We start from the raw sequence: 22,280 nt of genomic DNA, 5'->3' as shown, positions 1-22,280 counted from the left end.
TGCGATCGCAGTGTCATGGGTCTACAACGTCACAACGTGTTCCCACGAAGACCGGTTTCCGTGTCGATTGGTAAGCCGCAGGTTTCTGGAAGGTTAAGTTGGCGGCCTGACGCGCCTTACTGACGGGCGCGGTGCATCGCCAGTTCCAGCAGCGAGCGCAGGTCGCCGAGTTCGGTCAGCACCTCGAACGAGAAGCCGGCGCGGCCCGGGCGGTCGCTCAACAGCAGCTCGTCGAAGTACGCCGGCAGGCTCAGCGGCTTCTCCCACAGCGCGGCCAGCCGGTTGACGACGTGCGGGTGGCGCTGCGCCGTGGTCAGCGGCCGGTAGCGCGGCGGCAGCGCGGCCAGCCATTCTTCGGCGATGCCGCTCAGCCCGTCGCGCTGCGGCGCGCGTTTCGGCGGCGGCGTGCGGTGCGGCAGGCCGATCGGCCCGTCCAGCAGCGCCGACGGCGCGGTGGCCATCCAGCCGGTCTGGCTGGGCGAGAAGTCGAACATGAAGTTCGACGAACGCGGCGGTGTGTTCATGGCATCGATTGTTCGACTGCATCCATGGGCTGGAAAGACCATGACGCCCCTCTGCTCGCGGGGGTGGATGCAAATAGACACACCAACGCGTGAAGAAAATCACGATCGGGCAATCGCCCAGGCGCCTCCAGGGGCGCGAACTACAATGAATTCACGCTTCGCACCCTCGCGCGGCGTTCCCAACCCCTTGAATCCCCAGCGCATTTCATGAGCGACCCCCACAGCAAGGCATCTCCTGGCGAGTCCGCCGCCCCCGACGTTCGGCCGACCAATTTCCTGCGGCAGATCATCGAGCGCGACCTCGACCAGGGACGCTACGCGGGTCGCCATTTCGCCGGATCCCCCGGCGACGCCGCCCACCAGGCCGGCGGGCCGCTCGACGCGGCGCGCATCCGCACCCGCTTCCCGCCCGAGCCGAACGGCTACCTGCACGTCGGCCACGCGAAGAGCATCTGGCTGAACTTCGGACTGGCGCGCGACTTCGGCGGCGTGTGCCACCTGCGCTTCGACGACACCAACCCCGAGAAGGAAGAGCAGGAGTACGTCGACGCCATCATCGAACTGGTGAAGTGGCTGGGCTTCGACTGGCGCAGCGACGTGAACGGCGCGCCGGTCGACCACCTCTACTACGCCAGCAACTACTTCGAGTTCATGTACCGCGCGGCCGAGGCGCTGATCGGCGCCGGCCACGCCTACGTCGACGAGCAGAGCGCCGAGGCGATGAAGGCCACGCGCGGCGACTTCAACACGCCCGGCACCGACAGCCCGTTCCGCAGCCGCACGCCGGCCGAGAACCTGGCGCGCTTGCGCGAGATGCGCGACGGCAAGCTGGCCGACGGCGCCGCGGTGCTGCGCGCGAAGATCGACATGGCGTCGCCGAACATCAACCTGCGCGACCCGGCGCTCTACCGCATCAAGCGCGCGACGCACCACAACACCGGCGACACCTGGTGCATCTACCCGATGTACACCTATGCGCACCCGATCGAAGACGCGCTCGAGCAGATCACGCACAGCATCTGCACGCTCGAGTTCGAAGACCAGCGCCCGTTCTACGACTGGCTGCTCGACACGCTGTGCGGCCTGGGCCTGCTCGCGCAGCCGCGCCCGCACCAGCATGAGTTCGCGCGGCTGAACCTGACCTACGTGATCACCAGCAAGCGCAAGCTGAAGCAGCTGGTCGACGAGAAGCACGTCGATGGCTGGGACGACCCGCGCATGCCGACGCTGGCCGGCCTGCGCCGCCGCGGCTACACGCCGGCGGCGATCCAGCTGTTCTGCGAGCGCATCGGCGTGACCCGCGACTACAGCTGGATCGACTACGGAACGCTCGAAGGCGCGCTGCGCGACGACCTGGAAGCCAAGGCACCGCGGGCCATGACGGTGATCGATCCGGTGAAGCTGAAGCTCGTCAACTGGGCCGAGGTGTTCGGCAGCGCTGCGCACATCGAGCCTTGCCATGCGCCGGCGCACCCGCACCAACCCGAGCTCGGCCAGCGCGAATTCGGCCTCGGGCCCGAGCTGTGGATCGAGCGCGACGACTACGCCGAGACGCCGCCGAAGGGCTTCTTCCGGCTGTTCCCGGGCAACAAGGTGCGGCTGAAGTACGGCGTCATCGTCGAATGCGTCGGCAGCGAGACCGATGCGAACGGCGAGCGGGTCGTGCTGGCGAAGGTGATCCCCGACACGAAGAGCGGCACGCCCGGGGCCGATGCAGTGAAGGTCAAGGGCACGATCACCTGGGTCGGCGTGCACGACGGTGTTCCGGCCGAGCTGCGGATCTACGACCGCCTGTTCACCGAGGCGCAGCCCGATGCCGGCGGCCGCGACTACCTGACGGTGCTGAACCCCGGCAGCAAGAAGGTCGTGCAGGGGTTCGTCGAGCCGTCACTCGCGAAGGCGCAGCCAGATGACAAGTTCCAGTTCGAGCGGCATGGGTACTTCGTGGCGGATCGAGTCGATTCCACGGCTGGAAAACTCGTGTTCAACCGCGTCACCAGCCTCAAGGACAGCTGGGGGAAATGACAGCCCCTCGGTCGACGGGTACGTCGACCGATCCCCCGCGGGGATGCGGGCCGGCTTGGGGCGGCCCGGCGCTCGGCCCGCTCGCTATTCCACCACTTTGACCCGCTGCCCCACGGCCGGGTCCTTGCCACCGCCGTAGACACCGTTGATCAGCTTCAGCTGCGCCTCGGCCTGCGGCAGCGGCGACTGCTTCGCCAGCTCGGCGAAACCACCGCGCGGAAACGGCACCGACTTCAGCGTCCACGGCTTCGCCACGCTGCGGTCGGCCGCGGTCAGTGCGCGGAACGAGCCTTCGGCCTCCTTCAGCCCGGCCGCGCTGCGCTGCAACGCGGCGGCATCCTTCGACGCCTGCAGCAGCACGAAGCGGTTGTTCTGCGGGCCGTCCACCACCGTCGCGACGACGGCGCGTGCCTGGCCCTGCTTGGTCGTCGCGGTGCCGGTGAAGCGGCTCGCCTTCAGGCCGTTCAGCTCGAGCTTGTCGAACTTGCCCTGCGTCGGCTTGAAGACGCTGCGCACGATCTCCTCGTGCGTGCTGCCGGCCTTGGCCGGCGCCAGCATCACCACCAGCCCGGCATCGCCCGCGGCATTGACCAGCGTGATGTCCTCGGCCGAGTTCTGCACCTTCCAGCCCTCGGGCGCCTTCAGCGCGATGCCCAGCGGCTCATGGTAGAAGCCGCGCCCGCGCGTCACGCCCTGCGCGCGGCTCTCGCCGAACGGCAGCCCGGCGATCGTCTGCAGGTAGYGGTCGCGGCCCTCGTCGACATAGTCGGCGTCCTTCGCATAGCCGTCGGCGATCGTCGTGATGTCGCGCAGGCGCTGGTCGTTGCTCGGGTGCGAGGCCAGCCAGTCGTTGCCGCCGGAGGCGCTGCGGCCCTCGGCCTTCGCGGCGTCGGCCGCGAACTGCTCCTGGCGCTTCAGCACCTGGATCACTTCGACCATCTTCTTCGGGTCGTAGCGGTTGCGCACCAGGTATTCGGCGCCGAGCTGGTCGGCCTGCAACTCCTGGTCGCGGCTGTACGACGCGATGTAGCCGGCCGCGACGCTCTGCGACACCTGGTTCGCCACGTCGCCGATGCCCAGCACCGCCCCGAGCACGGTGGCCGCGACCACGCCGATGCCGGCGGTCTGCTGGCGCGTCGCGCGCTGCGCACCGTGGCGGGCCGTCACGTGGCCGATCTCGTGGCCCATCACGCCGGCCAGGTCGGCCTCGCTCTCCATGTAGGCCATGATGCCGCGCGTCACGTAGACGTAGCCGCCCGGCAGCGCGAAGGCGTTGACCTCGGGGCTGTCGAGCACGGTGAAGGTCCATTGCAGCTGCGCCCGGTGCGACTGCTTCGCGAGGCGCTGGCCGAGGTCGTTCACGTAGGCCTGCACCGGTGCGTTGTCGAGCACGGTGTATTCCTTCAGCACCTCCTGGTGCGCCTTCTTGCCCTCGGCGATCTCGGACGGCTCGTCCATCACCGTGCGCTCGCTGCGACCCGTCACCGGATTGACGACGGAGGCGCAGGCGCCCAGCAGCGACGTGGCCAGCAACAAGGGGATCAGCAGACGACGCATGGCAGAGACCTTTCCGGGAGTGCGGGCGGATGGTAGCCGTTGGGGTGGCCGCCGGGGACGCTTGCATGCCCGCGAAGGGCGGCGTACCGTCGCGGGTCAGGCTTCAGGAGTTTCACGATGCGCTTCGGATCGATCATCGGAGGGGCCGTGCTCGCGACGTGTGTCGCCGGCCCGGCCCTGGCAGCAGGTACGGCCGAGGTCCGCTACGAGCGGCCGGAACGCTTCGTCGACGCCGGCGAGACGCCGCGCGAACGCGACGCCAACCTGCGCCTGCTGGCCGACCAGCTGCAGTCGCTCGCGGCGCAGAACCTGCCGGCCGGCCAGTCGCTGCAGGTCGAGCTGCTCGACGTGGACCTGGCCGGCTACGTGCGGCACGGCTCGCGCGGCGATCTGCGGGTGGTGCGCGACAACCACGACAGCGCGCGCATCTGGCTGCGCTACACGCTGGTGTCCGACGGTCGGACGCTGCGCTCCGGCGACGCCGCACTGAGCGACCTGGCCTCGCGGAGATCCGCCGGGCTGGACACCGCCCGGGGCCCGCTCGGCCGCGAAAAGACCCTGCTGGCGGACTGGTTCACGAAGGAATTCGGCGCGGCCCGCGCGGCAGCGAACTGAGCCTCACAGCCGCGGCTGGGTGGTCGGCCAGTCGTCGTGGCGGTCGGACTGGCTGTCGCCCGCCACCAGCGTGTTGCCCATGCCGAGCAGTTCGCGCGCCTGCTGAAGGCTGATCAATTCGTCGCGCGACATGCGCGCATGGCTGTTGTGGCGCTCGATCTCCCAGACCAGCTCGATCAGGTCGCGCTGGGTCTGCGCCGAACGCACCTTGCCGTGGGTCAGCGCGGCGAACAACGGCGCGTCGATGCGCAAGGTGTCGAGCAGCAGCTCGCGCACCTGGGCGATCAGTTGCTGTTCGGACGTCGGCTTCTCGATCTTCGGCGTCACCGGCGGCAAGTCTGCGACAGGCTTGGCACGCCCGCGGCCCAACGCCTTGTTCAGCACGGCCGTCATGCCGCCGGCCGCCGCGCGGGCGCCTGATTTCTTCGACGGCTTCGTTGCCACGGCCACCGGCGCGGCCCAGACGGTCTCACGGGGCTCCTCGACAAGCGGAATGGTGTCGGACCACGGCACGGCCGTCTCCACCAGTTGCACCGGCGGTGCGGGTTCCGGCTCGACCCGGCGCGCCCGTGGCACGGAGGGCTCCAGCGCGATCGGCGCGTCGACCGCCGCGTGCATCGATGGTGGCGCCACCGCTTGCGGCGGAATCATCGACGTGGACGACAGGCGGGCCGCGTCGATCGGTGCCGCGCCGGCGTGCTCGTCGATCGAGAGCGGCGTGATGGCGGGGCTGACCGGTTCAGGTTCGGGTGGGGGTTCGGGTGGGGGTTCGGACTGCGGCGGCGTCGGCACGTCGAGGGCCACGCTCGTGAGCTTGGGGGCATCGAGTGCGCCGGAGCCGCTGTCGATCACCTCCGACACGTCCTGCTCGGCAGGAATCTCGACCAGGCCCAGCCGCACCAGCTCCTCGAAATGCACGGTCTGCGCGCCGGCCTGGTGCGCCAGGCTCAGCACCTCGGCGAGCGTGCGCCGCCCGTCCACCAGGAACAGCACCGTGCGGTGCCGCTGACCGAGCCGCTGCGTGCGGGTGCGCAACTCGTCATGGCCGCTCGAGGTCTTGGTGGGAACGGAGGGCACGGTCATCGGGGATCATGGGTCGAAGGCACCATTGTGGYGCGAGAACTGGTAACCGTCAGTGGTCACTTCGCTCGCGTGCACAGGCGGGTTGAAGGCCGGATCGAACGGCACTCGCCCCTGTCATCGGCCTCGCGGCACCGGCCTGTAGGGCGCGGCGGCCCGGGTACACACCCGGTTTCAACTCGATCGTTCCAGATCAGAAGCGGCTGCGCGCCTTGCGCTTGTCGAGCTCGAGCAGCTGGTTCTTGATCAGCGCCTGCAGCACACGCAGGTTCGCCTCGGTCAGGCTGATGACGCTGGACGGCTCGTCGTCGTGGTTGGTCACCGTCTGCACCAGCGCATCGACCTTCAGATGCACCATGCCGTGGACGTCGTGTGCCATGGATTTCACACGCTGGATCTCGATGTTGTGGGTCTTCATGAACGCTCTCCGCGGGCCCGCTTGCCGGGCCAAGGGCGGCAGCGTAACGCAGACGGGGCGATGCGCCCCGGGGCTTGGCAACAAAGATGCAGGAATTGTGCAGAGGATCCGCTGCGTCGCTCCACAAAGCAGCTCTACCGTCCACGGTGCCTTTCATCCACATCCGAGCAACCGCTTTCTGGAGCCCCGCCGTGACCCACACCCCTTCGCGCGCCGTCCAACTCATCCGAAACCTGCTGCAGGTCGGGCCATTGCTGATGCTCGCCGCGTGCGGCGGCAACGGATCGTCCTCGTCGACCAGCACGACGAGCACCACGAGCACGACGGCGCCCGGCACGCCGACGCTGGATTCGGCAACCGCCGGCGACGCTCAGGCCGCCCTCGCCTTCACGGCGTCGACCAGCGGTGGCACGGCCACGAGCTACAGCGGCAGCTGCGCGGCCACCGGTGCCACCACCCGATCGGCCACTGGCACCAGCAGCCCGATCACCGTCACCACGTTGACGAACGGGACCACGTACACCTGCACGGTGACGGCGACCAACTCGGCGGGGTCGGCGACGTCGACGAGCAAGACCGTGACGCCGGCGGCGACGTCTTCGGGTGGCGGAACAACAACCACTGTCGACACCACGGCACTGCCTGTGGGCACCAGCAAGATCATCGAGACGGTCCCGACTGCTGTCGGCTATCTCTACAAGTGCACCAACACGACGAACCCGAACAACCCGGGCAACGTCGCGCAAGGCTGGATCAGCAGCGACGGAACGACCTGGAACCTGCAGACCAAATCGATCTACGCGGTGACCGGCAACGATTCATGGGTATCGACGTTCACGAACACGATCGCCAACGCCGTCCGCAGCCTGGCAGGGAACGGCTTGCCCAGCCACACCACCGGGATCTACGGAATCACGAATGCAACGAGCCCGCTGGCCTATCAGTACGACCACAACCCCAACAAGATCCTGACGAACACCGTTGCCTGGTCCGGGCTGAGCACCAATCCGACAGTCAATGCGACACCGACCTGCCTGGGCGGCGGAGCCGTCGGCATCTTCCTGACCGGAGCGCGCATGTTCGCCGCGTTCGATGCCAAGGGCCGCGACGCCCGGGCGTGGGAAGTCACCGATGCCTGCGAAGGCCACCCCGAGGGCACCGGCAAGTACCACTATCACAGCCTGCCGAAGTGCGGCTTGACCGCCGATGTCGCGAGCCAGCATTCAGCCGTGATCGGATATGCGGCCGACGGATTTGCCATCTACGGCGTGCAGGGTGATGCGGGCAAGACCATCACCAACGACGACCTCGACATCTGCCACGGGCACACCGACACCTCGGTGACGCAGTACCACTACCACACGACCGAGACCTTCCCGTACACGATCGGCTGCTACCGCGGCACGCCGATCACGAGCCACGACTGATCCAGTTCCGCATGCCCTCGCCCATGATCCGCCGCGCCGCCGTGCTGCTGTGCCTCGGCCTCGCCGTCATGACGGCGGGGGTCTCCGCCTTGTCCCTGTGGGCCGATTGGCGTCGGCCCGATTCCATCCTGGCCCACGACACGCTGCCCTTCTACGCGTCGGCCGACCTGAGGCCGCGCTGGGATCGCATCTCGTCGGTGCTGCGGGTCGATGGCTTCGAATTCACGAACCACCGCAAGGCAAGCGTCGACAGCCGCCTGCTCGACAACGGCCCGACCGTCATCAACCTGTTCTTCGCCGGCTGCGTGTCGGTGTGCCCGGTGTCGATGGACCTGCTGCGAACGCTGCGGGCCAGCTTCGGCAGCCAGGCACCGCAGTTCGTGTCGCTGACGGTGTCACCGCTGACCGACGACGTGCGCGCGCTGGACGACTATGCTGCCAGATTCGGGCTGCCCAAGGACTGGATCCTGCTGACCGGCGAGCCCCGACATGTCGAATCATGGGCGCGCCACAGCCTCTACTCCGACATCACGCAACTCGGTGCGGACGGGCTGCCGCCTCACACCGAACGCGCTTTTCTCATCGACCGCCGACACCGCATCCGCGGCATCTACGACGCGCGCTCGCCGCACGAGATGGTGCGGCTGCGCAGCGACATCGGCCAGCTCAGGCGGGAAGAGGCTCCCGCCGAGGTTCAGTCGACCGCGGCCTCGCCCTCTTCGCCCCCCGAGGACCCCACGGTCGTGATGCGGTAACCCTTGCCGCGGATGGCCACGATCCGGATCGCATCGGCCCCGACTTCGCGCAGGCGCTGGCGCAACCGCGACACATGCGCATCGACAACGCGCGAGCCGCCGATGCGGCCCACCTTGGTGGCCGGGATCACCGATTCGATGTCGGCCCGACTGACCGGATGCGGCGCGCGATCGAGCAACAACTTCAACGTGTACAACGATGAGATTCCCAGCGAGAACGGCACACCCCGCACACTGCAGGTCAGGCTCGCCGTGTCCACCGCCAGCTCGGTGTCGCCCAGCGCATCATCCATGCGAGCGGCGCGGTCCTTCTGGATGCGCTGCCCCGCGTGACGGATCAGCACCGCGAGGGCCTCTTCATGCGCCAGGTCGCCCCAGACGTGATCGAAGCCGAGTTCCAGTGCGAGCAGGTGCACCAGGCTGCCGAATGCCGGCCCGTACAGCGCCACCGACAACACCCCCGCCTCACGCAGGGTTTCGAGCATGGCACCGAGCGGCACATCGAGGCCGTTGGCCGCAACGATCGCCATCCGGGCCGACCCGATGCGAGGGCCTCGCACGATCACATCAGCCACCGAAGCCACGATGCAAGGTCGGCCCAGATTGGCACAGACCCGCCGAAGCCGCGTGCGGTGCCGTTCGTCCTGTGCCACGACGAACACCGTGTCTGCCGGTGACGGCGCCGGCATGTCTGCCGCACTCTCCGTCGCGCCGGTTTCCGCCTCGGCGGCGCTGTTTGCAGCGGTGTCCGTCGCCTCGCCTGGCGGACTCGCACAGGCGAGGCTCAGGAGAAGCGGATGCTCGTCAATGCGCTTGTGCAAGGTATTCGCGGTATTGGTCATGAAGACTCGATCGATGGCGGCAATCTCATGCCCCGCAGGAACGACCTTCCAGCGACCAGCACGGCAACGCCCCGTTGGCTGCGTTGCTCGCGTTGGGATGGGAGATCGTCCGTTGGCGCCCCTGTTCGTCGGTGCGGTACTGGTAGCCCGCCATCGGCCCATGGCCGACGGCATCGAGCGTGTAGCCGCTTCCGTCATCACTGAGTGAGCAATGCACCGAGAAATGTTCCACCTGGGCATCCGGGACCGCACATTTCCCGGACACGCCATACCGGTGGTCACGCTGGAACGACTTTTCCAGCTGGATGCCGACCATCGACATCTCCCTGAGCGCAGGAACGGTGCGCGAGTTCTGCACCTGCGCGTTGAAGCTGGGCAGCGCCACCGCCATCGTCGTCAACGCCACAGCGAGGACCACGCTCAGTTCGACAAGGGTGAAGCCGCGGAAAGCCGTATGAGTAGAAGTCATGGTTGCAATTTGTTGCGAGTCGGTGGGGTCGAATCATCGGGGTAACAGAATGCGAACGCCACGCAGAAGTGCCCATTTCGAGGGCCGCAAATGTCAACGATTGCGAACCATCGTTGCCAAGCTGCCGTCTCTGCACCGAGCATGCACAGACCTGCGCTTTGGACCCTTTCATCGAGCTCCCCTGCGCCGACAACACCTCAACCTCACCATCGACGAATCCTGCGATGCGCTTGCGAATGGTTCATCAATTGGCGCTGCTGCTGCTGGCAACGGTCAGCCTGTCCGTGCTGTGCGTCATCGTCGGCGCGCTGCTCAGCGTGCGCGGCGGGGTCTCCGGCTTCGTGAACGCCCGCGAGTCGCTGCGGCTGGATCGTTTCGCGATCTATGTCGGCGAACAGGCCAGCGCCCGCGGCGGCTTGCCGGCAGTGGTCTCCGAGGTCGGCGACATGCGCAAGCTGGTCGACGGATTTCTCGTCCGCGAAGGAGACCCGGAGGAGCGCAACAGCGATTTGCAGGCGAGCCGGGTCCGGCAATCGGGATTCGCGGGTCGCATCCGCATCCTGGATGCAGACGGCACGCGGCTCGCAGGCAGCCCCGCGGAGCCGGACGGCCGCACTCTGGACCGCCAGATCCTCGTCAACGGCCGATCGGTGGGCACGGCCTTGCTGGACCTCGGCAGCAGCCTCCATGAATCGGACGCCGCATTCCTGCGCGGCCAGTACCTGGGTATCGCGGCGGCAGCCTTCGCATCGCTCGCCGTGTCGATGGCCCTGGCCGTGCAGGTGGCCCACCGATGGAGCCGGCCGCTGGGCGCACTGCAGGAGGCGACACGCAAGCTTGCCGCCGGCCAGTTCGAGCCCGCCGACGCGGCATTCGACGGTCCGCAGGAGATGCAGCAGTTGTCGCACGACGTGTCGTCGATGGCAGATTCGCTGCGCCGGCTCGAACTGACCCGCCGCAAATGGATGGCGCAGATCTCCCATGAACTGCGCACGCCGCTGTCGGTGCTGCAAGGCGAGATCGAATCGGTGGAAGACGGCGCCCGAGAACCCAGCCACGCCCTCGTGATGAACCTCGGCGAGGAAATCCGCCACATGGTGCGCATCGTGGACGACCTGCACCTGCTCGCGGTCGCAGACCTCGGCAGCGTGCCCTGCCACATGGTCGATCTCGATCCGCTGGGCACGCTGGAATACATCACCACGAAACTCGTTCGCCACCCGTCGCTCGACGGCCTGCAGATCGAGGTGTTGCCGCCCGCTTCGCGCATCCTGCGCGCCTCCTGGGATCCGGTGCGCATCGAGCAGGTGCTGCGCAACCTGCTGACCAACAGCGGCCGCTACACCACCCGCCCCGGGCGCGTGCGCGTGTGCTGGGGCGTGCGCGAGGACGACCGCCACCTGTGGCTGCGCGTCGAGGACTCGACACCGGGCGTGGCCCCCACCGACCTGCCCCAGATCTTCGAGCCGCTGTTCCGGGCCGATCGATCTCGCCAACGCAGCGGAACGGGCAGCGGATTGGGCCTGGCCATCGTGCGCGCCATCGTGATCGCCCACGGCGGCACCGTCGATGCCAGCCCGTCTCCATGGGGCGGCCTGGCCATGCAACTCGTGCTTCCGGTGAAGTCGGATCAGCAAGGAGCACCCGAGTGAACACCTCGATGGACACCACCCCGATCCTCATCGCCGAGGACGACGTGAAGATCGCCGACATGCTCGGCAACTACCTGCGCGCGCAGGGCTGGCAGACGCTGGTGGTCCACAACGGCATCGCGGCGGTGAACGAGGTGCGCATGCAGCGTGCGTCGATCCTGCTGCTCGACCTGATGCTGCCCGGGCTCGACGGCCTCGAGGTGTGCCGCTCGATCCGCGAATTCTCCTCGGTGCCCATCATCATGCTGACGGCACGCATCGACGAGGTCGATCGATTGCTCGGCCTCGAAGCCGGCGCAGACGACTATGTCTGCAAGCCGTTCAGCCCGCGCGAGGTCGCGGCGCGCGTGAAGGCGCAGTGGCGCCGCGTCACCGGCCAGTTCCGCACCATGTCGCACGGCGGCTTCGATGTCAACGAGGCGGCGCAACGCATCCTGTGGCAAGGCAGCGCGCTCGACCTGACGACCTCCGAGTACCGCATCCTGCGCGCACTGCTCGTGCGCGCCGGTGCCATCCTGTCTCGCGCCCAGCTGCTCGACGCGGTGCGACAGGATTTTCGCGACACGGCTGACCGCACCGTCGACAGCCACATCCGCAACCTGCGGCGCAAACTCGAGGAAGTCCGGCCCCAAGGCTCCGGAATCATCGCGGTGTACGGCATCGGCTACCGCTTCGACCCCTGAGGCGTCAACCCTGTTTGCCCTGTCACAACCACTCCGATTTCAGGTATGTTCAAACCCATGGTCCGTCTCGCAGTCCGGCCGATCTTCCGGGAGACACGATGAAAGTCGCAATCGTTGACGACGATCCTTCGCAGGTCGACTTGATCTCGCACGCCATCTCGAGCCTGGGCCACGACTGCCAGGGGTTCGAGCGCGGCCAGGCGCTGATCCGCCAGATGCGCCGGGATACCTTCGATTTCCTGGTGCTCGACTGGCACCTGCCCGACATGACGGGCCCGGAAATCGTGACCTGGGTCCGCAACAAGATCGAGCATCGCATCCCGATCCTGTTCGTGACGAATCGCAATGAGGAGCGCGACCTGGTGGACGCCTTGTCCAACGGCGTCGACGACTACCTGACCAAGCCGGTGCGCGTGGGCGAACTCACCGCCCGGGTGAACGCGCTGATGCGCCGCAGCTACCCCGCATCGCCCACCGAGATCGAATCCTTCGGCCGCTACAGTTTCGACACCCGGCGGCGCATGCTGACGATCGAGGGCGAGCCGGTCGAATTGAAGCAGAAGGAGTACGAGCTGGCGCATTTCCTGTTCCACAACGTCGGTCGACTGCTGGCGAGACAGCACCTGCTCGAGAAGGTGTGGGGCGTGAACCCCGAGATCTGGTCGCGAAGCCTGGACACGCATGTCTCGAACCTGCGCAACAAGCTCGGGCTGAGGCCACCGTCCGGCTACCGGCTCAGCGCCGTCTACGGCGTGGGATACCGGCTCGAAGCGCTCGACGAATCCGACTCCGTCGCGGCAGGCTCCGAATCCGCCACCCCGTCGGCGTGACCGCCGGGCAGGTACAGGCTCATCGTCAGCCCCTGGGTTGCGGCGCGGCGCTGGCGCAATGCGCCGCCGTGGCGACGCGCCACCAGCGACACGAAGCCCAACGCGTAGTCATCTTCGGCCGGCAGCACCGGCACGCCATCGTTCGCCCGCCCGGTACCCGGATCGTCAGCGCCTGACGGCGTGCCGGGATCCGGCGTGGCGCCATGGTCGGTCACTTCGACGGCCACGCCCGTGCCGCTGCGAACCACGGTGCACCGGATGCTCGCCCCGCCGGGGCTGCGGTCGAGCGCATGGCGCAGCAGGTTGCCGATCGCCCGCTGCAGCAGCGGCGCATCGCCCACGACGTGCACCGGCACCGGCAGCCCCTGCGGCCGGCGGATCGTGACCCGGCGAGCGCGGGCGCGTTCCCACAGATCGTCGACCGCGTCGGCCGCCACCTCGTTCAGATCGAGCGCCTCGCGGCGCAGGTCCGCCTGCTGCGCCCGCACATGGCGCACGAAGTTGTCGGCCATCGACAATGCGGCGGTGGCGCTGTTTTCCACCTGCGACAGCAGGTCGGCTTCGCTCATCGTGCCCTGGCGCAACCGCCACAGTTCGAGCACGCCGAGGATGGTGGAGTGCGGGGCGCGCAGGTCGTGGTTGAGCAGGCGCAGCGCCGCATCGAGCTGCTCCCGCAACAGGTGCTCGGCGGTGCCGTCGCGCACGGCAATCGTCCAACCGGACGGGCCACCGAAGATTCCGGCCCGGACCGTCACCCGGACGACGAGGCGCCGATGCTGCGTGTCCTGGGATTCGCATTCGAAGCCGTGCTGCGGCGCGTCGCCTCGCGGCCACAACGCCGCACGGTCGCTCAGGCGCACCGTGCCGTGGAACACATCGGCGACCTCGCGCCCCGGCAGGGGGCCGCCGAAGCACACGGTGGCTGCAGCGTTCGCATGCTCGATGCGGCCCCGCGCATCCACCAGCAGAACCGGGTCCGGCGTGGCATCGGCTGCGGCGCGGCGCTGGGCGCGCGGGCCCAGCGTCGACACACGCCGCAGCAGCGTCTGCCAGGCGCCGCGAGACACCGCCTGGGCCGCGGGGGTGCGTGGCACGCTGTCCGGTCGCGACGGTGAGGCTGTCATGAAGGTCATTGTGGGCGGAGCCCTCGGCGCTTTGCAAGGCGTACCGGGGCGTTTTTCCTGCGGCCGGATCGCCTGAATCGCCAACAACTGTCAACTCGGCGAGGTGCATCCGCGACCGCTTGAATAAGTCACGCGCCATCGCAACAGCTTGCAGGCTTCTCTGCCGAAAGGCCGGGCACGATCTCCTTTCTCCATCGCTTCGCGACCGCTTCACATCACCATGTCGTCCACCCTCGCCGCCTTGCCCACTCCGCCGTCGCGTCCGGCGTCGCCGGCATCGCGGCCATTCCGCCCGCTGGTGTTGCGCACCCTCGCCGCCATCGCGGTGAGTTGCCTGCTGTGCTCGGCGCTGTCGCTGGGCCTGCACGCCTGGCTCGCGTTCGGCGCCCAGGCCGCCGACGAGCAGGCCATGGCACGCGACATCGCGGCCACGCGGGTGCCCCGCCTGGCCGATGCGCTGCAGCGCCAGGACGGCAACGCGATCCAGCAGGAACTCGACCAGATCTCCCGCTACCCACGCATGGTGAACGTGCGGCTGCTCACGCCGTCGGGCACCGCCTACGTGGCCGGCGCGCCATCCGACCTGCCCGGTGCGGCGCAGGGCGTGCTGCAGGGGGTGCTGCCGCGGGCGGCGCTGCGCGGCGTCGAGATCCCGATCACCGCAGCAGGCGCCGACCCCACCGGCCTCGGTCAGCTGGAGCTCGACTTCGATCGCAGCGGCCTGTCGGCGCAGGTGCGCGGCAGCGTCGCGAAGACGGCACTCGCCATCGTGCTGCCGGCCGTGCTGCTCGGGCTGCTGGTGGCCTGGATGCTGCACCGCGACATCTCCCGCGGCCTGCGCCTGATCGCCCGGCAGGCGGCGCTGCTGAAACCCGAGGAACTCGGCCCGCTGCCGGCGTGGCCCCGCCCACAGCGCCGCTGGCGCGACGAGATCGACCTGGTGGCAGACAGCTTCCAGCAACTGCACCGGGGCATCGCGCGCTACGTCGGCGAACGCGACCGTGCGCTGCAGACGCTCGGTGCCGAACGCGATCGCCTCGAAGGGGCCGTGCAGCAGCGCACCGCCGACCTGACGCGGCTGAACCGGGTGCTCGAATCGGCCTCGCGCCTGTCGGCCCGGCTGATCTACCTGCCGCCCGATGCCTATCCGCTGGCACTGCGCATGGCGCTGGCCGACATCGCCGAGCTGCTGGGTGCCCGCGCCTGCGCCTTGGCCGAGCGTGGCGAGGGCCGGCGCTGGAACTGGACCTTCAGCGGGGGTGGGGGCCCCTGCCCGGCCGAGGGCGGCGAACTGCCGCCGCTGTTCCCGGTCGACGGCTGGCAGATGCAGTGGTGCACCGAGAGCAGCGATTGCCACGAATCGCGCGCGCTGCTGCACGGCTGCGCTGCCGGGTCGCTGCAGGTGTGCCGCCATGACGCGGCCGACAGCGGCCAGTTGCTGGCCTGCCTGGACCTGCCGCAAGCCGTCGAGGAGCGCGAGATCGCGCTGATCGCGAAGCCGCTGTTCGGCGCGCTCGCGCGCTGGCGCGACCTGGCGCAGCTGGAGCAGGCCCGCCGCGAGCTGCTGCACCAGTCGCGCAGCGACGCGCTCACCGGCCTCGCGAACCGCCGCGCCTTCGACGAACGCAAGCTGGAAGAGGTGCGCCGCGCCTGGCGCTCGCAGCGCCCGCTGACGCTGGTGATGGTYGACATCGACCACTTCAAGCGCTTCAACGACCGCTACGGCCACGCCGCCGGCGACGACTGCCTGGCCCGCGTCGCACGGGCGATCGGTGCCGCGTTCGAGCGCGGCGGCGAATGCGCGGCCCGCATCGGCGGCGAGGAGTTCGCGGTCCTGCTGCCCGACGTCAACGCGGCCGATGCCGAACGCCGCTGCGAGCGCATCCGCCAGACCATCCACCACATGGCGATCCCGCACGCCGATTCGCCGCCGGGGTTCGTCACGGTCAGCATGGGCATCGCGACGCTGTGCCTGGCCGAGATCACGCCGCCCGACATCGCGTTCGACCGGCTGCTGAAGCGCGCCGACATGGCGCTCTACGGCGCGAAATCGGCCGGCCGCGACGGCATCGTGATGCTCATGTGAGGCGCGCCAGCGGGCCGAGCGCCGGGCCGCCCCAAGCCGGCCCGCATCCCCTCGGGGGATCGGCCGACGTACCCGTCGGCCGAGGGGCCGTCATTTCGCCCAGGGCGCGATGAATGCGAGCAGGCGCCGCTGCGAGCGCTGCAGCGCCTCGGGGTTGCCGCCGACGTGCACGCCCTCGCCGGGATGCAGCCCGTTCGGCACCTCCTTGCGCACGCGCACCGGCGCATGCGAATCGAAGCCGTGGTACGCGCCGGCATAGGCCTCGATCTGCACGGCCGGCGAGCCCGCGCCGCTGTCGATCGCGGCCTGCGCCGCGAGGGCCTGGCAAGGCGCGGCGGGCGTCCAGTCGTCGGCCTCGCCCACCAGCACCAGCAGCGGTGTCGACGGCTGGTAGCCGCGCCGCAGGTCGGCCTCGCAGCCCGGGTAGAAGGCCACCGCGAAGGCCGGCCGTAGCGGCGCCTCGCGCACCTCGCGCTGCCGCAGGTTGGTGGCCGACAGCACGGTGCTGCCGCCGTTCGACCAGCCGACGAGCCCCAGCCGCTGCGCATCGACGTCCGGCCGCTGCGCGAGCCAGTGCAGCGATGCGAGCGCATCGAGCCGGCGATTCGCCTGCGTCACCTGGCGGGTGCCGATGCGCTGCGTGCACAGCTCGGTCTCGCCGCGTGGCGTCAGCGAATCCACGACCAGCGCGTGCATGCCCTGGCGGTTGAAGAACTCTGCGTACTCGCGCATGCGCGCGCCGAGCCGGCCACGGTGGTCGTACGGACCGCTGCAGCCGTGCAGCAGCACGACCGCCGGGGCTTGCCGCCGGTCGGCGCCGAACCACCAGGCCTTCAGCGTCACGACCTGGCCGCCGTGGCGATCGAGACTGTCGAAGGCGACCTCGGTCTGTGCGTGCACACCCAGCACCGCGGCACATCCCGCCGCGGCGACCAGGCGCAGCCAGCGTGTCATGGCTTCACGCCGTCGGGCGAGATGCCGGTCGCCGGCGGCAACGGCGAGAAGTGCAGCGCCTGCGTGCCCGGCGCAGCCGTCAGCGTGGTCACCGAGCCGATGCCGAAATCCTGCGAGCCACCGACGCGCCGGTAGCGCCACTGCATCTGGCTGCGCCAGGCGCCCGAGCGCTCGATGTTGCGTTCCGCCTGCAGTTGCACGCGGGCGCCCTTGCCGCCGAGTTCGCCGGTCAGCTCGACGACGGCCAGCCGCAGGCCCGGTCCGGACACGCGCTCGGCCCACACCATGCAGCGCGCCCCTTGCGCGGCCACCAGCAGCACCCGGCTGTCGCTGCCGGGCGCGGCGAGCACCGAGCCGGGCTCGCCGGCCAGCAGTTCGTCGGTGGAGCCGCGCATCGGGTCGACCGGGAAGAAGCCCTGGGCGAGTGCCCAGTCGACCGCGGCGGCGGCCTGGCCCTCGGTCTGCACGCAGGCGTCGCGGAACAGGCGGGCCACGGCGCGCGGGTCGGCCCAGATCGAGCGCAGCGCCGCGCTCTCGGGCGCCGGCTCGGCATCGGCGGGCGGGGTCGTCAGCGGCGTCGTGACCAGTTCCGCTGCCGATTTCACCGGGTACGTCACCGCCGGTTCCACCACCGACGGTGCCACCGACTGAGCGATCGACAGACCCGGCAGCGCCGCCCACAACGCAAGCGTCRCCGCCTGCCCGATGTCCGCCAAGACGGATCGACTTCCTCTGACCATGCTCACGCCCTGACCTTCCGTTGCTGCCGCGTTGCCGAGGGCGAGATGGTCGCACAGGCGTGCGGCGACGGGGCGAGGATGACGCTGGAGTTCCCGCGCCGCCCCTCAGCTGACCGCGATGCGCGGCGGGTTCGGATGGAAACGCACCATCGCGTGCGCATCCACATACTGCCCGTCGCGCAGCGCGTAGCCCTTGAACGTGCCTTCGATCTCGAAGCCGAACTTCCGGTAGAGGCGCAGCGCGGCGGGGTTGTCGGTGAAGACGGTCAACTCCATGCGCAGCGCGCCGGCCCAGTTGTCCGCGTAGTCGCACATCGCGGCCATCAGCGCGCTGCCCACGCCCTGCCCTTGCGCCGACGGGGCGACCGAGATGCCCAGCACCAGCGCGTGCCGCCGGCGCGTCTGCGGCCCGACCGGGTGCAGCCCCGCGGTGCCCACCACCTCGCCATTCAGTTCCGCCACCAGCGGCAGGTCGGTCTTGCCCGGTGCGCAGGTGTCGGTGAGCCGCGCCTTCCAGGAGTGCGCATCGACATGCGGCATCTGCAACAGGCCCGGGAACACCTGCGGATCGCCCATGATGCGGGCGTAGGCGGGAGCGTCATCGGGGCAGGCGCGCCGGATCGTGATCGTCATGCAAGTGACCTGTGTCAGTTGTGAAGTGCCCGCGCAGCTTACCTGCCCGCTGGCTTCGGGTCGACGTACGACCGTTCGGTTACGGGGGCGCACTCGCCTGCGTGCGGCATGCACACTGGCTTCACGATCAGACACCAGCACACGCCCTGCCACCGTGAACACCACCACCACTTCGAATGAGTTCCTGTCCGAGATGTCCCTGTTGATGGGGCTGCCGCAGGGCGGCGCCACTGCGTTGCAGGACAGCTCGGCGTTCTGGGGCCCCGGCGGCCTGCTGTGCCGGCTGCAGATGCAGCATGACGGCGCGAGTACCGCGGTGCGGCCGCAGGTGCTGCTGCCGATGCTGGCGCGCGAGCTTGCGGGCTTGCGCGTGGAGCAGATGATGGCGATGCAGCAGGCGGTGATGCTCGAGTACGGCTGGATGCTCGGGCTGTCGTCCGAAGGCATGCTGCAGCTGAGCCCGCTGAAATGGATCGAGCAGCCGAGCGACGCGGTCGCCGCGCTGGACCTCGGTCATGCGGTCGGCATGCAGGCGCTGGAGACCTTGTTCGTCGATGGCGACGAGGAGACGGACGATGGGGACGCGGTCGCCTTCGACGGGTTCAAGGATTCGGTGGATGACGAGTTCGATGCGCTGTTGTCGGAGACGGGCAGCAGGCGGGCGGGCAAGCCGACGCTGCATTGAGGCAGCACGCCGGCAAGACCGTCGGTACRATTCACGGTGATCACTTTGGTGACCCGTCATCCTTGCCATGCTCAAGGCGATCGATCGCTCGCGTGTAGGTCTGCTTTGGGCTTCCGACCTTGACGTCACGGACCTCTACCGATCGGTTGGCGTAGAACGAGCTTTTGTCTCGGAATTCAACGCTGAACAGGTGTCCGCGCAAGAAGACAACATGTGCGTCCCGTTCATTGCCATCCACGCTGAGCCTCACGACTACCAGCATGTCCCCGAACCTCGGATCTTGGATTCTCAGCTCGCTGTTGTCGTCGTATAAGCGAAGCACGTTGATGCGCCCTTGGGACATGCGCTCGACAAAGTACCTTTGATGAAGTTGAGCTTCGAGAAGCCTCTGTACATCTTCTGGAAAGTGTCGAATGGCAGCGTTCACGATCAAGCACTCATGCTCGCTCAACGTCCAACTGCCATTCCCGGAAAGGTAGTGCAGTGCGTCCCAAGCGCGATAGAAGACTTGCTTAGCGGCACTCACACTCTGACCCCGCAATCCATTTTCCAGCTACTCCTGGCTCATTCCCGCGAGACCTCATCCAGCGTCAAGTGATAGACGCTGTGGAAACAAGCCTGCATGTCGGTTTCGCTGGCCTCAGACCCTTCGACAACGAACGCTCCGTCGCCACCCGGCCGCTGCACGACATCCCAGTCTTCGCTGTGCCCAATAGTCAAGAACCCATGAACGCATTCCGATGACTTGATGCCGTCGGCCGACAACTCGAAGCCACCGTTCCGCGACCTCAGCGTGCCGTACCGCGAGAAAAACTCTCGCGTAACGGGACCAAGTTGTTCTGGCAGCAAGCTAGTTTCATCTTTTGGACTGACGAATAGCTTCTCGCCCTTGGCAATGAAGTCTTMGACCTTCGCTCGGGCTTCCTCAAGCGACATGTTATCGACTGCCGATTCAGGCAATGGCACTTGCATCTGTCCTTGTGATTGTCGAAACAGCGCAATGCAAAACAAAATAACAATACAAACGCCCAAAATTGCGAACGACATCATCGGCATTTCACTCCTTGCAGATACATGCACTGACTCGAGTGGGATTGCCCGCCGCCGCCACGCCGTACGCGCTCAGGTTGCCGTTCAGGCTCAGGTCCATGCGATTACCATTGACACCGACCAGGAGCAAGGAGTTCTTCAGATGATGCAGCGCTCATCACTGTCGACAACATTTACTCGGGCGGCATAAGAGGTTGAGATCCGTATCGAGAATCCGCTCTCCAAGCGCCCGTACTGCAATCCTCGGGGCGCGTTGCCATGAATCAACTAATGTTCTGCACAACTTCTGAGGTAGATAAAAATCGCCACCAACACGACCGGCAATGCCCAGATAACCACTGAGATGACAACCCTCTTTGGATTTAGCGACTTCATCATATCGATTTGCTCGGCGGCAATACGACGGCTCGGCGTCGTAGTCGTAGCTGCCGGTCACTCCCGCCTTCATGATGCTCGCGATCGCGCCGTTCAGCTTGTATAGGCCACTGAACGTCAATCCGGCAATTTTATCTTTGACAATCAGAGTCTTCCGAAACCTTCCGGAGGGTTACTTCCAGCGTTCTGCCACTGGGTAAACCAGCGGAAGTTGAAATAGAGAAAAATCTATTTCTAAACTGAACAATCTGCGCCTCCGAATAGCAGACCTCGAGATGCAGAGGCGACCGCCAATTGACCTTTAGTCCATTTGTCTTGTCGGCCTCAAGCATGAGACGAGACTCTCCATCTGCGCTAGTAATCCAGAGCTGATACGGTTGCGAAACCGTAGCACCTAGCCCGTCCAATCTGGGCGCCACAATCGCAGCGACAAAGCGCCCGTCAGACGACGAAATCTCGCTAATTCTTTCCATGTTTTCCGGAGGTTTACCCCGATGTGCCCCCAACGTTGACAATGCGTACAGCCACATAACCAACAGCCCTGCCGAAAATGAAATTCCGGCGATCAAGAGAAGTTTGATGGTTTTCATCATTTGCACCCGCACCTTGCGTATTGACGACCTAGTTCAATTTGGAGTGCATCCGCGGCATCGTCCCCATATGGCCAGCGCAGGAAGGGAATTCCACTGCCGGCTGCACTGGCTCCGCGAAGCTGTTGATAAATTCCAGCACCATTGAACGTTGAAAATGCTGACACCCCCATGGCTTCTGTTACTGCCCCAAAGTTGAAATTTCCGAAGTCTTYGTATTGCGCCCCTCCACGCTTGTAATCCCAGGGAGCACGATTCTTTACATTTTCGTATAGCCCCAGCATGCATGCTGGATTCCAAGCCGGGCAAGCCTTTGCGATTTCAATGTTGTCATTGACACACACCCCAGGTGGTGCGAGGGGGGGCTTCGGACAAGCGCAAGGGGGTTTCGGCTTAGGGCACCAAGCAGATAGCCCTGCGCTCTCGCACATGTATGCCTGAAGCCCGTTCGGATCGATGTAGGTGAGCGGATTGCCTTCGACGTAGGCGTAGGTGTTGATGCCCCCGGCAAGCCCGATAGGGTCGGATTGCCGATAGGCTCCTCCATCCGGCGCGTAGTAGCGCGCAAAGTTGTACCAAAGCCCGCTCTCCGCATCCGCATACTGTCCCGGGAACCGCAGGTTCTGCGTGAGGACCCCGAGCCCGTCGGGATTCGTCTCCGGCGCCGTTGTGCCGAACGGCTCGGCCAGCCAACGCCAGCGTTTGGCTCCTGTTTGATCCACCACGATGCGCGGTGCGTTCAGGTGATCCGCATGGATGTAGAACACCAGCGGCGCAGCGTTCGGGTCACTCGCATTGGCCGGGTCCGGCATGAACATCGCCACCGGGATGTTGTCCAGCCACACATATTCGCGCAGCGCCTTGCCGGTCTGGTCGTATTCGCCCAGCAGTTGTCCGTCCAGGTCGTACACGAAGATCACCACCTCGCCCGTGCTCGTCACCTTGCGGATGCGTCGGCGATCGGCGTCGTAGTCGTAGTTGCCGGTCACGCTCGCCTTCGTGATGCTCGCGATCGAGCCGTTCAGCCCGTAGACCGCCATGTAGTTCGTGCTGTCGCTGGTCGTGTTGCCGGCGTTGTCGTAGCCGAAGCTGCGGGCCGGGTTCGTGATGCTCGTCAGCCGGTTGCTCGTCGCCTCGGTCGTGTAGGTGCTCGGGCTACCGTTCAG

The 22,280-nt window shown here is 67.2% G+C and carries 22 protein-coding genes; 9 read left to right on the top strand and 13 right to left on the bottom strand.

Translation table 11 applies throughout. The features are described from left to right. Window positions 1-116 precede the first annotated feature (116 nt). Window positions 117-524, bottom strand: a complete 408-nt coding sequence (locus AC1DXV_RS11750) for a hypothetical protein (RefSeq protein WP_477871519.1) — start codon at window positions 522-524, stop codon at window positions 117-119. A gap of 207 nt (window positions 525-731) precedes the next feature. Between AC1DXV_RS11750 and AC1DXV_RS11745 the strand changes: the two genes are divergently transcribed. Continuing rightward, on the top strand, window positions 732-2,549 hold the full coding sequence (locus AC1DXV_RS11745; protein WP_477933679.1) for a glutamine--tRNA ligase/YqeY domain fusion protein: 1,818 nt from the start codon (window positions 732-734) through the stop codon (window positions 2,547-2,549). Between the two features lie 84 nt (window positions 2,550-2,633). On the opposite strand, the gene AC1DXV_RS11740 is transcribed toward AC1DXV_RS11745, so the two are convergent. Next, entirely contained in the window at window positions 2,634-4,106 is a 1,473-nt protein-coding gene (locus AC1DXV_RS11740) for a M48 family metalloprotease (protein ID WP_477933677.1), read from the bottom strand. A gap of 117 nt (window positions 4,107-4,223) precedes the next feature. Here AC1DXV_RS11740 and AC1DXV_RS11735 point away from each other — a divergent pair, with 117 nt between their 5' ends. Next, complete coding sequence (locus AC1DXV_RS11735; RefSeq protein ID WP_477933676.1) at window positions 4,224-4,721, top strand: DUF3016 domain-containing protein; 498 nt, start codon at window positions 4,224-4,226, stop codon at window positions 4,719-4,721. A gap of 3 nt (window positions 4,722-4,724) precedes the next feature. On the opposite strand, the gene AC1DXV_RS11730 is transcribed toward AC1DXV_RS11735, so the two are convergent. Then, window positions 4,725-5,798, bottom strand: a complete 1,074-nt coding sequence (locus AC1DXV_RS11730) for a hypothetical protein (RefSeq protein ID WP_477933674.1) — start codon at window positions 5,796-5,798, stop codon at window positions 4,725-4,727. Between the two features lie 196 nt (window positions 5,799-5,994). Continuing rightward, window positions 5,995-6,219, bottom strand: coding sequence for a hypothetical protein (locus AC1DXV_RS11725; RefSeq protein ID WP_047505575.1), 225 nt, complete (start codon window positions 6,217-6,219; stop codon window positions 5,995-5,997). 191 nt (window positions 6,220-6,410) lie between these two features. Between AC1DXV_RS11725 and AC1DXV_RS11720 the strand changes: the two genes are divergently transcribed. Both AC1DXV_RS11720 and AC1DXV_RS11715 read left to right on the top strand, forming a co-directional pair. Next, a complete protein-coding gene (locus AC1DXV_RS11720) occupies window positions 6,411-7,646 on the top strand; it encodes a YHYH protein (protein WP_477873030.1) in 1,236 nt (411 codons plus the stop codon). 11 nt (window positions 7,647-7,657) lie between these two features. Then, window positions 7,658-8,401 (top strand): SCO family protein, encoded by a 744-nt coding sequence (locus AC1DXV_RS11715; RefSeq protein ID WP_477933672.1) that lies wholly within the window; start codon window positions 7,658-7,660, stop codon window positions 8,399-8,401. Here AC1DXV_RS11715 and AC1DXV_RS11710 read toward each other — a convergent pair. Together AC1DXV_RS11710 and AC1DXV_RS11705 are read right to left on the bottom strand one after the other, a co-directional pair. Beyond that, window positions 8,341-9,243 carry a winged helix-turn-helix domain-containing protein gene (locus AC1DXV_RS11710; RefSeq protein ID WP_477933670.1) on the bottom strand — a complete coding sequence of 301 codons (903 nt, stop codon included), beginning with the start codon at window positions 9,241-9,243 and terminating at the stop codon, window positions 8,341-8,343. The genes AC1DXV_RS11715 and AC1DXV_RS11710 overlap by 61 nt on opposite strands. Window positions 9,244-9,268: 25 nt before the next feature. Beyond that, window positions 9,269-9,712, bottom strand: coding sequence for a type IV pilin protein (locus tag AC1DXV_RS11705; RefSeq protein WP_477873644.1), 444 nt, complete (start codon window positions 9,710-9,712; stop codon window positions 9,269-9,271). Between the two features lie 248 nt (window positions 9,713-9,960). Between AC1DXV_RS11705 and AC1DXV_RS11700 the strand changes: the two genes are divergently transcribed. The 3 genes from AC1DXV_RS11700 to AC1DXV_RS11690 all read left to right on the top strand — a co-directional run bounded on the left by AC1DXV_RS11700 (window position 9,961) and on the right by AC1DXV_RS11690 (window position 12,877). Next, the gene (locus AC1DXV_RS11700; RefSeq protein WP_477933668.1) at window positions 9,961-11,364 is read left to right on the top strand and encodes an ATP-binding protein; all 1,404 of its coding nucleotides are present in this window, start codon (window positions 9,961-9,963) and stop codon (window positions 11,362-11,364) included. Continuing rightward, entirely contained in the window at window positions 11,361-12,047 is a 687-nt protein-coding gene (locus AC1DXV_RS11695) for a response regulator (RefSeq protein WP_477870472.1), read from the top strand. The genes AC1DXV_RS11700 and AC1DXV_RS11695 overlap by 4 nt, the downstream gene beginning before the upstream one ends. A 98-nt stretch (window positions 12,048-12,145) precedes the next feature. After that, window positions 12,146-12,877, top strand: coding sequence for a response regulator transcription factor (locus AC1DXV_RS11690; RefSeq protein ID WP_477870470.1), 732 nt, complete (start codon window positions 12,146-12,148; stop codon window positions 12,875-12,877). Here AC1DXV_RS11690 and AC1DXV_RS11685 read toward each other — a convergent pair. Then, the gene (locus AC1DXV_RS11685) at window positions 12,793-14,001 is read right to left on the bottom strand and encodes a sensor histidine kinase (protein WP_477933666.1); all 1,209 of its coding nucleotides are present in this window, start codon (window positions 13,999-14,001) and stop codon (window positions 12,793-12,795) included. The two genes, AC1DXV_RS11690 and AC1DXV_RS11685, sit on opposite strands and share 85 nt — an antisense overlap. Before the next feature lie 220 nt (window positions 14,002-14,221). On the opposite strand from AC1DXV_RS11685, the gene AC1DXV_RS11680 reads away from it, so the two are divergent. Next, window positions 14,222-16,087 carry a sensor domain-containing diguanylate cyclase gene (locus tag AC1DXV_RS11680; protein ID WP_477933664.1) on the top strand — a complete coding sequence of 622 codons (1,866 nt, stop codon included), beginning with the start codon at window positions 14,222-14,224 and terminating at the stop codon, window positions 16,085-16,087. A 90-nt stretch (window positions 16,088-16,177) separates the two neighbouring features. Here AC1DXV_RS11680 and AC1DXV_RS11675 read toward each other — a convergent pair whose 3' ends face one another. The 3 genes from AC1DXV_RS11675 to AC1DXV_RS11665 all read right to left on the bottom strand — a co-directional run bounded on the left by AC1DXV_RS11675 (window position 16,178) and on the right by AC1DXV_RS11665 (window position 18,414). Then, a complete protein-coding gene (locus tag AC1DXV_RS11675) occupies window positions 16,178-17,041 on the bottom strand; it encodes a dienelactone hydrolase family protein (RefSeq protein ID WP_477872798.1) in 864 nt (287 codons plus the stop codon). Continuing rightward, window positions 17,038-17,757 (bottom strand): NMCC_0638 family (lipo)protein, encoded by a 720-nt coding sequence (locus tag AC1DXV_RS11670; protein WP_477933662.1) that lies wholly within the window; start codon window positions 17,755-17,757, stop codon window positions 17,038-17,040. Before AC1DXV_RS11670 ends, AC1DXV_RS11675 begins: the two co-directional genes overlap by 4 nt. A gap of 129 nt (window positions 17,758-17,886) precedes the next feature. Further along, window positions 17,887-18,414, bottom strand: coding sequence for a GNAT family N-acetyltransferase (locus AC1DXV_RS11665; RefSeq protein ID WP_477872802.1), 528 nt, complete (start codon window positions 18,412-18,414; stop codon window positions 17,887-17,889). Between the two features lie 154 nt (window positions 18,415-18,568). On the opposite strand from AC1DXV_RS11665, the gene AC1DXV_RS11660 reads away from it, so the two are divergent. Further along, window positions 18,569-19,099 carry a hypothetical protein gene (locus AC1DXV_RS11660; protein WP_477933660.1) on the top strand — a complete coding sequence of 177 codons (531 nt, stop codon included), beginning with the start codon at window positions 18,569-18,571 and terminating at the stop codon, window positions 19,097-19,099. 40 nt (window positions 19,100-19,139) lie between these two features. On the opposite strand, the gene AC1DXV_RS11655 is transcribed toward AC1DXV_RS11660, so the two are convergent. The 3 genes from AC1DXV_RS11655 to AC1DXV_RS11645 all read right to left on the bottom strand — a co-directional run. Next, window positions 19,140-19,526 (bottom strand): hypothetical protein, encoded by a 387-nt coding sequence (locus AC1DXV_RS11655; RefSeq protein ID WP_477871235.1) that lies wholly within the window; start codon window positions 19,524-19,526, stop codon window positions 19,140-19,142. A 137-nt stretch (window positions 19,527-19,663) separates the two neighbouring features. Then, on the bottom strand, window positions 19,664-20,155 hold the full coding sequence (locus AC1DXV_RS11650; protein ID WP_477933658.1) for a hypothetical protein: 492 nt from the start codon (window positions 20,153-20,155) through the stop codon (window positions 19,664-19,666). 958 nt (window positions 20,156-21,113) lie between these two features. Then, window positions 21,114-22,280 (bottom strand): RHS repeat-associated core domain-containing protein (locus AC1DXV_RS11645; RefSeq protein ID WP_477933656.1); only part of this gene is annotated, 1,167 nt, incomplete at its 5' end.

The organism is Rhizobacter sp. P3_C12, assembly GCF_056402735.1.
The sequence above is the reverse complement of the archived record's forward strand: the minus strand, read 5'-3'. Positions and strand labels throughout refer to the sequence as shown.

Bases quoted from the DNA above. Each gene is read 5' to 3' on its own strand.
- AC1DXV_RS11750 (WP_477871519.1), bottom strand. From the start codon at position 524: ATGAACACACCGCCGCGTTCGTCGAACTTCATGTTCGACTTCTCGCCC.
- AC1DXV_RS11745 (WP_477933679.1), top strand. From the start codon at position 732: ATGAGCGACCCCCACAGCAAGGCATCTCCTGGCGAGTCCGCCGCCCCC.
- AC1DXV_RS11735 (WP_477933676.1), top strand. From the start codon at position 4,224: ATGCGCTTCGGATCGATCATCGGAGGGGCCGTGCTCGCGACGTGTGTC.
- AC1DXV_RS11725 (WP_047505575.1), bottom strand. From the start codon at position 6,219: ATGAAGACCCACAACATCGAGATCCAGCGTGTGAAATCCATGGCACAC.
- AC1DXV_RS11715 (WP_477933672.1), top strand. From the start codon at position 7,658: ATGCCCTCGCCCATGATCCGCCGCGCCGCCGTGCTGCTGTGCCTCGGC.
- AC1DXV_RS11710 (WP_477933670.1), bottom strand. From the start codon at position 9,243: ATGACCAATACCGCGAATACCTTGCACAAGCGCATTGACGAGCATCCG.
- AC1DXV_RS11705 (WP_477873644.1), bottom strand. From the start codon at position 9,712: ATGACTTCTACTCATACGGCTTTCCGCGGCTTCACCCTTGTCGAACTG.
- AC1DXV_RS11690 (WP_477870470.1), top strand. From the start codon at position 12,146: ATGAAAGTCGCAATCGTTGACGACGATCCTTCGCAGGTCGACTTGATC.
- AC1DXV_RS11685 (WP_477933666.1), bottom strand. From the start codon at position 14,001: ATGACAGCCTCACCGTCGCGACCGGACAGCGTGCCACGCACCCCCGCG.
- AC1DXV_RS11675 (WP_477872798.1), bottom strand. From the start codon at position 17,041: ATGACACGCTGGCTGCGCCTGGTCGCCGCGGCGGGATGTGCCGCGGTG.
- AC1DXV_RS11665 (WP_477872802.1), bottom strand. From the start codon at position 18,414: ATGACGATCACGATCCGGCGCGCCTGCCCCGATGACGCTCCCGCCTAC.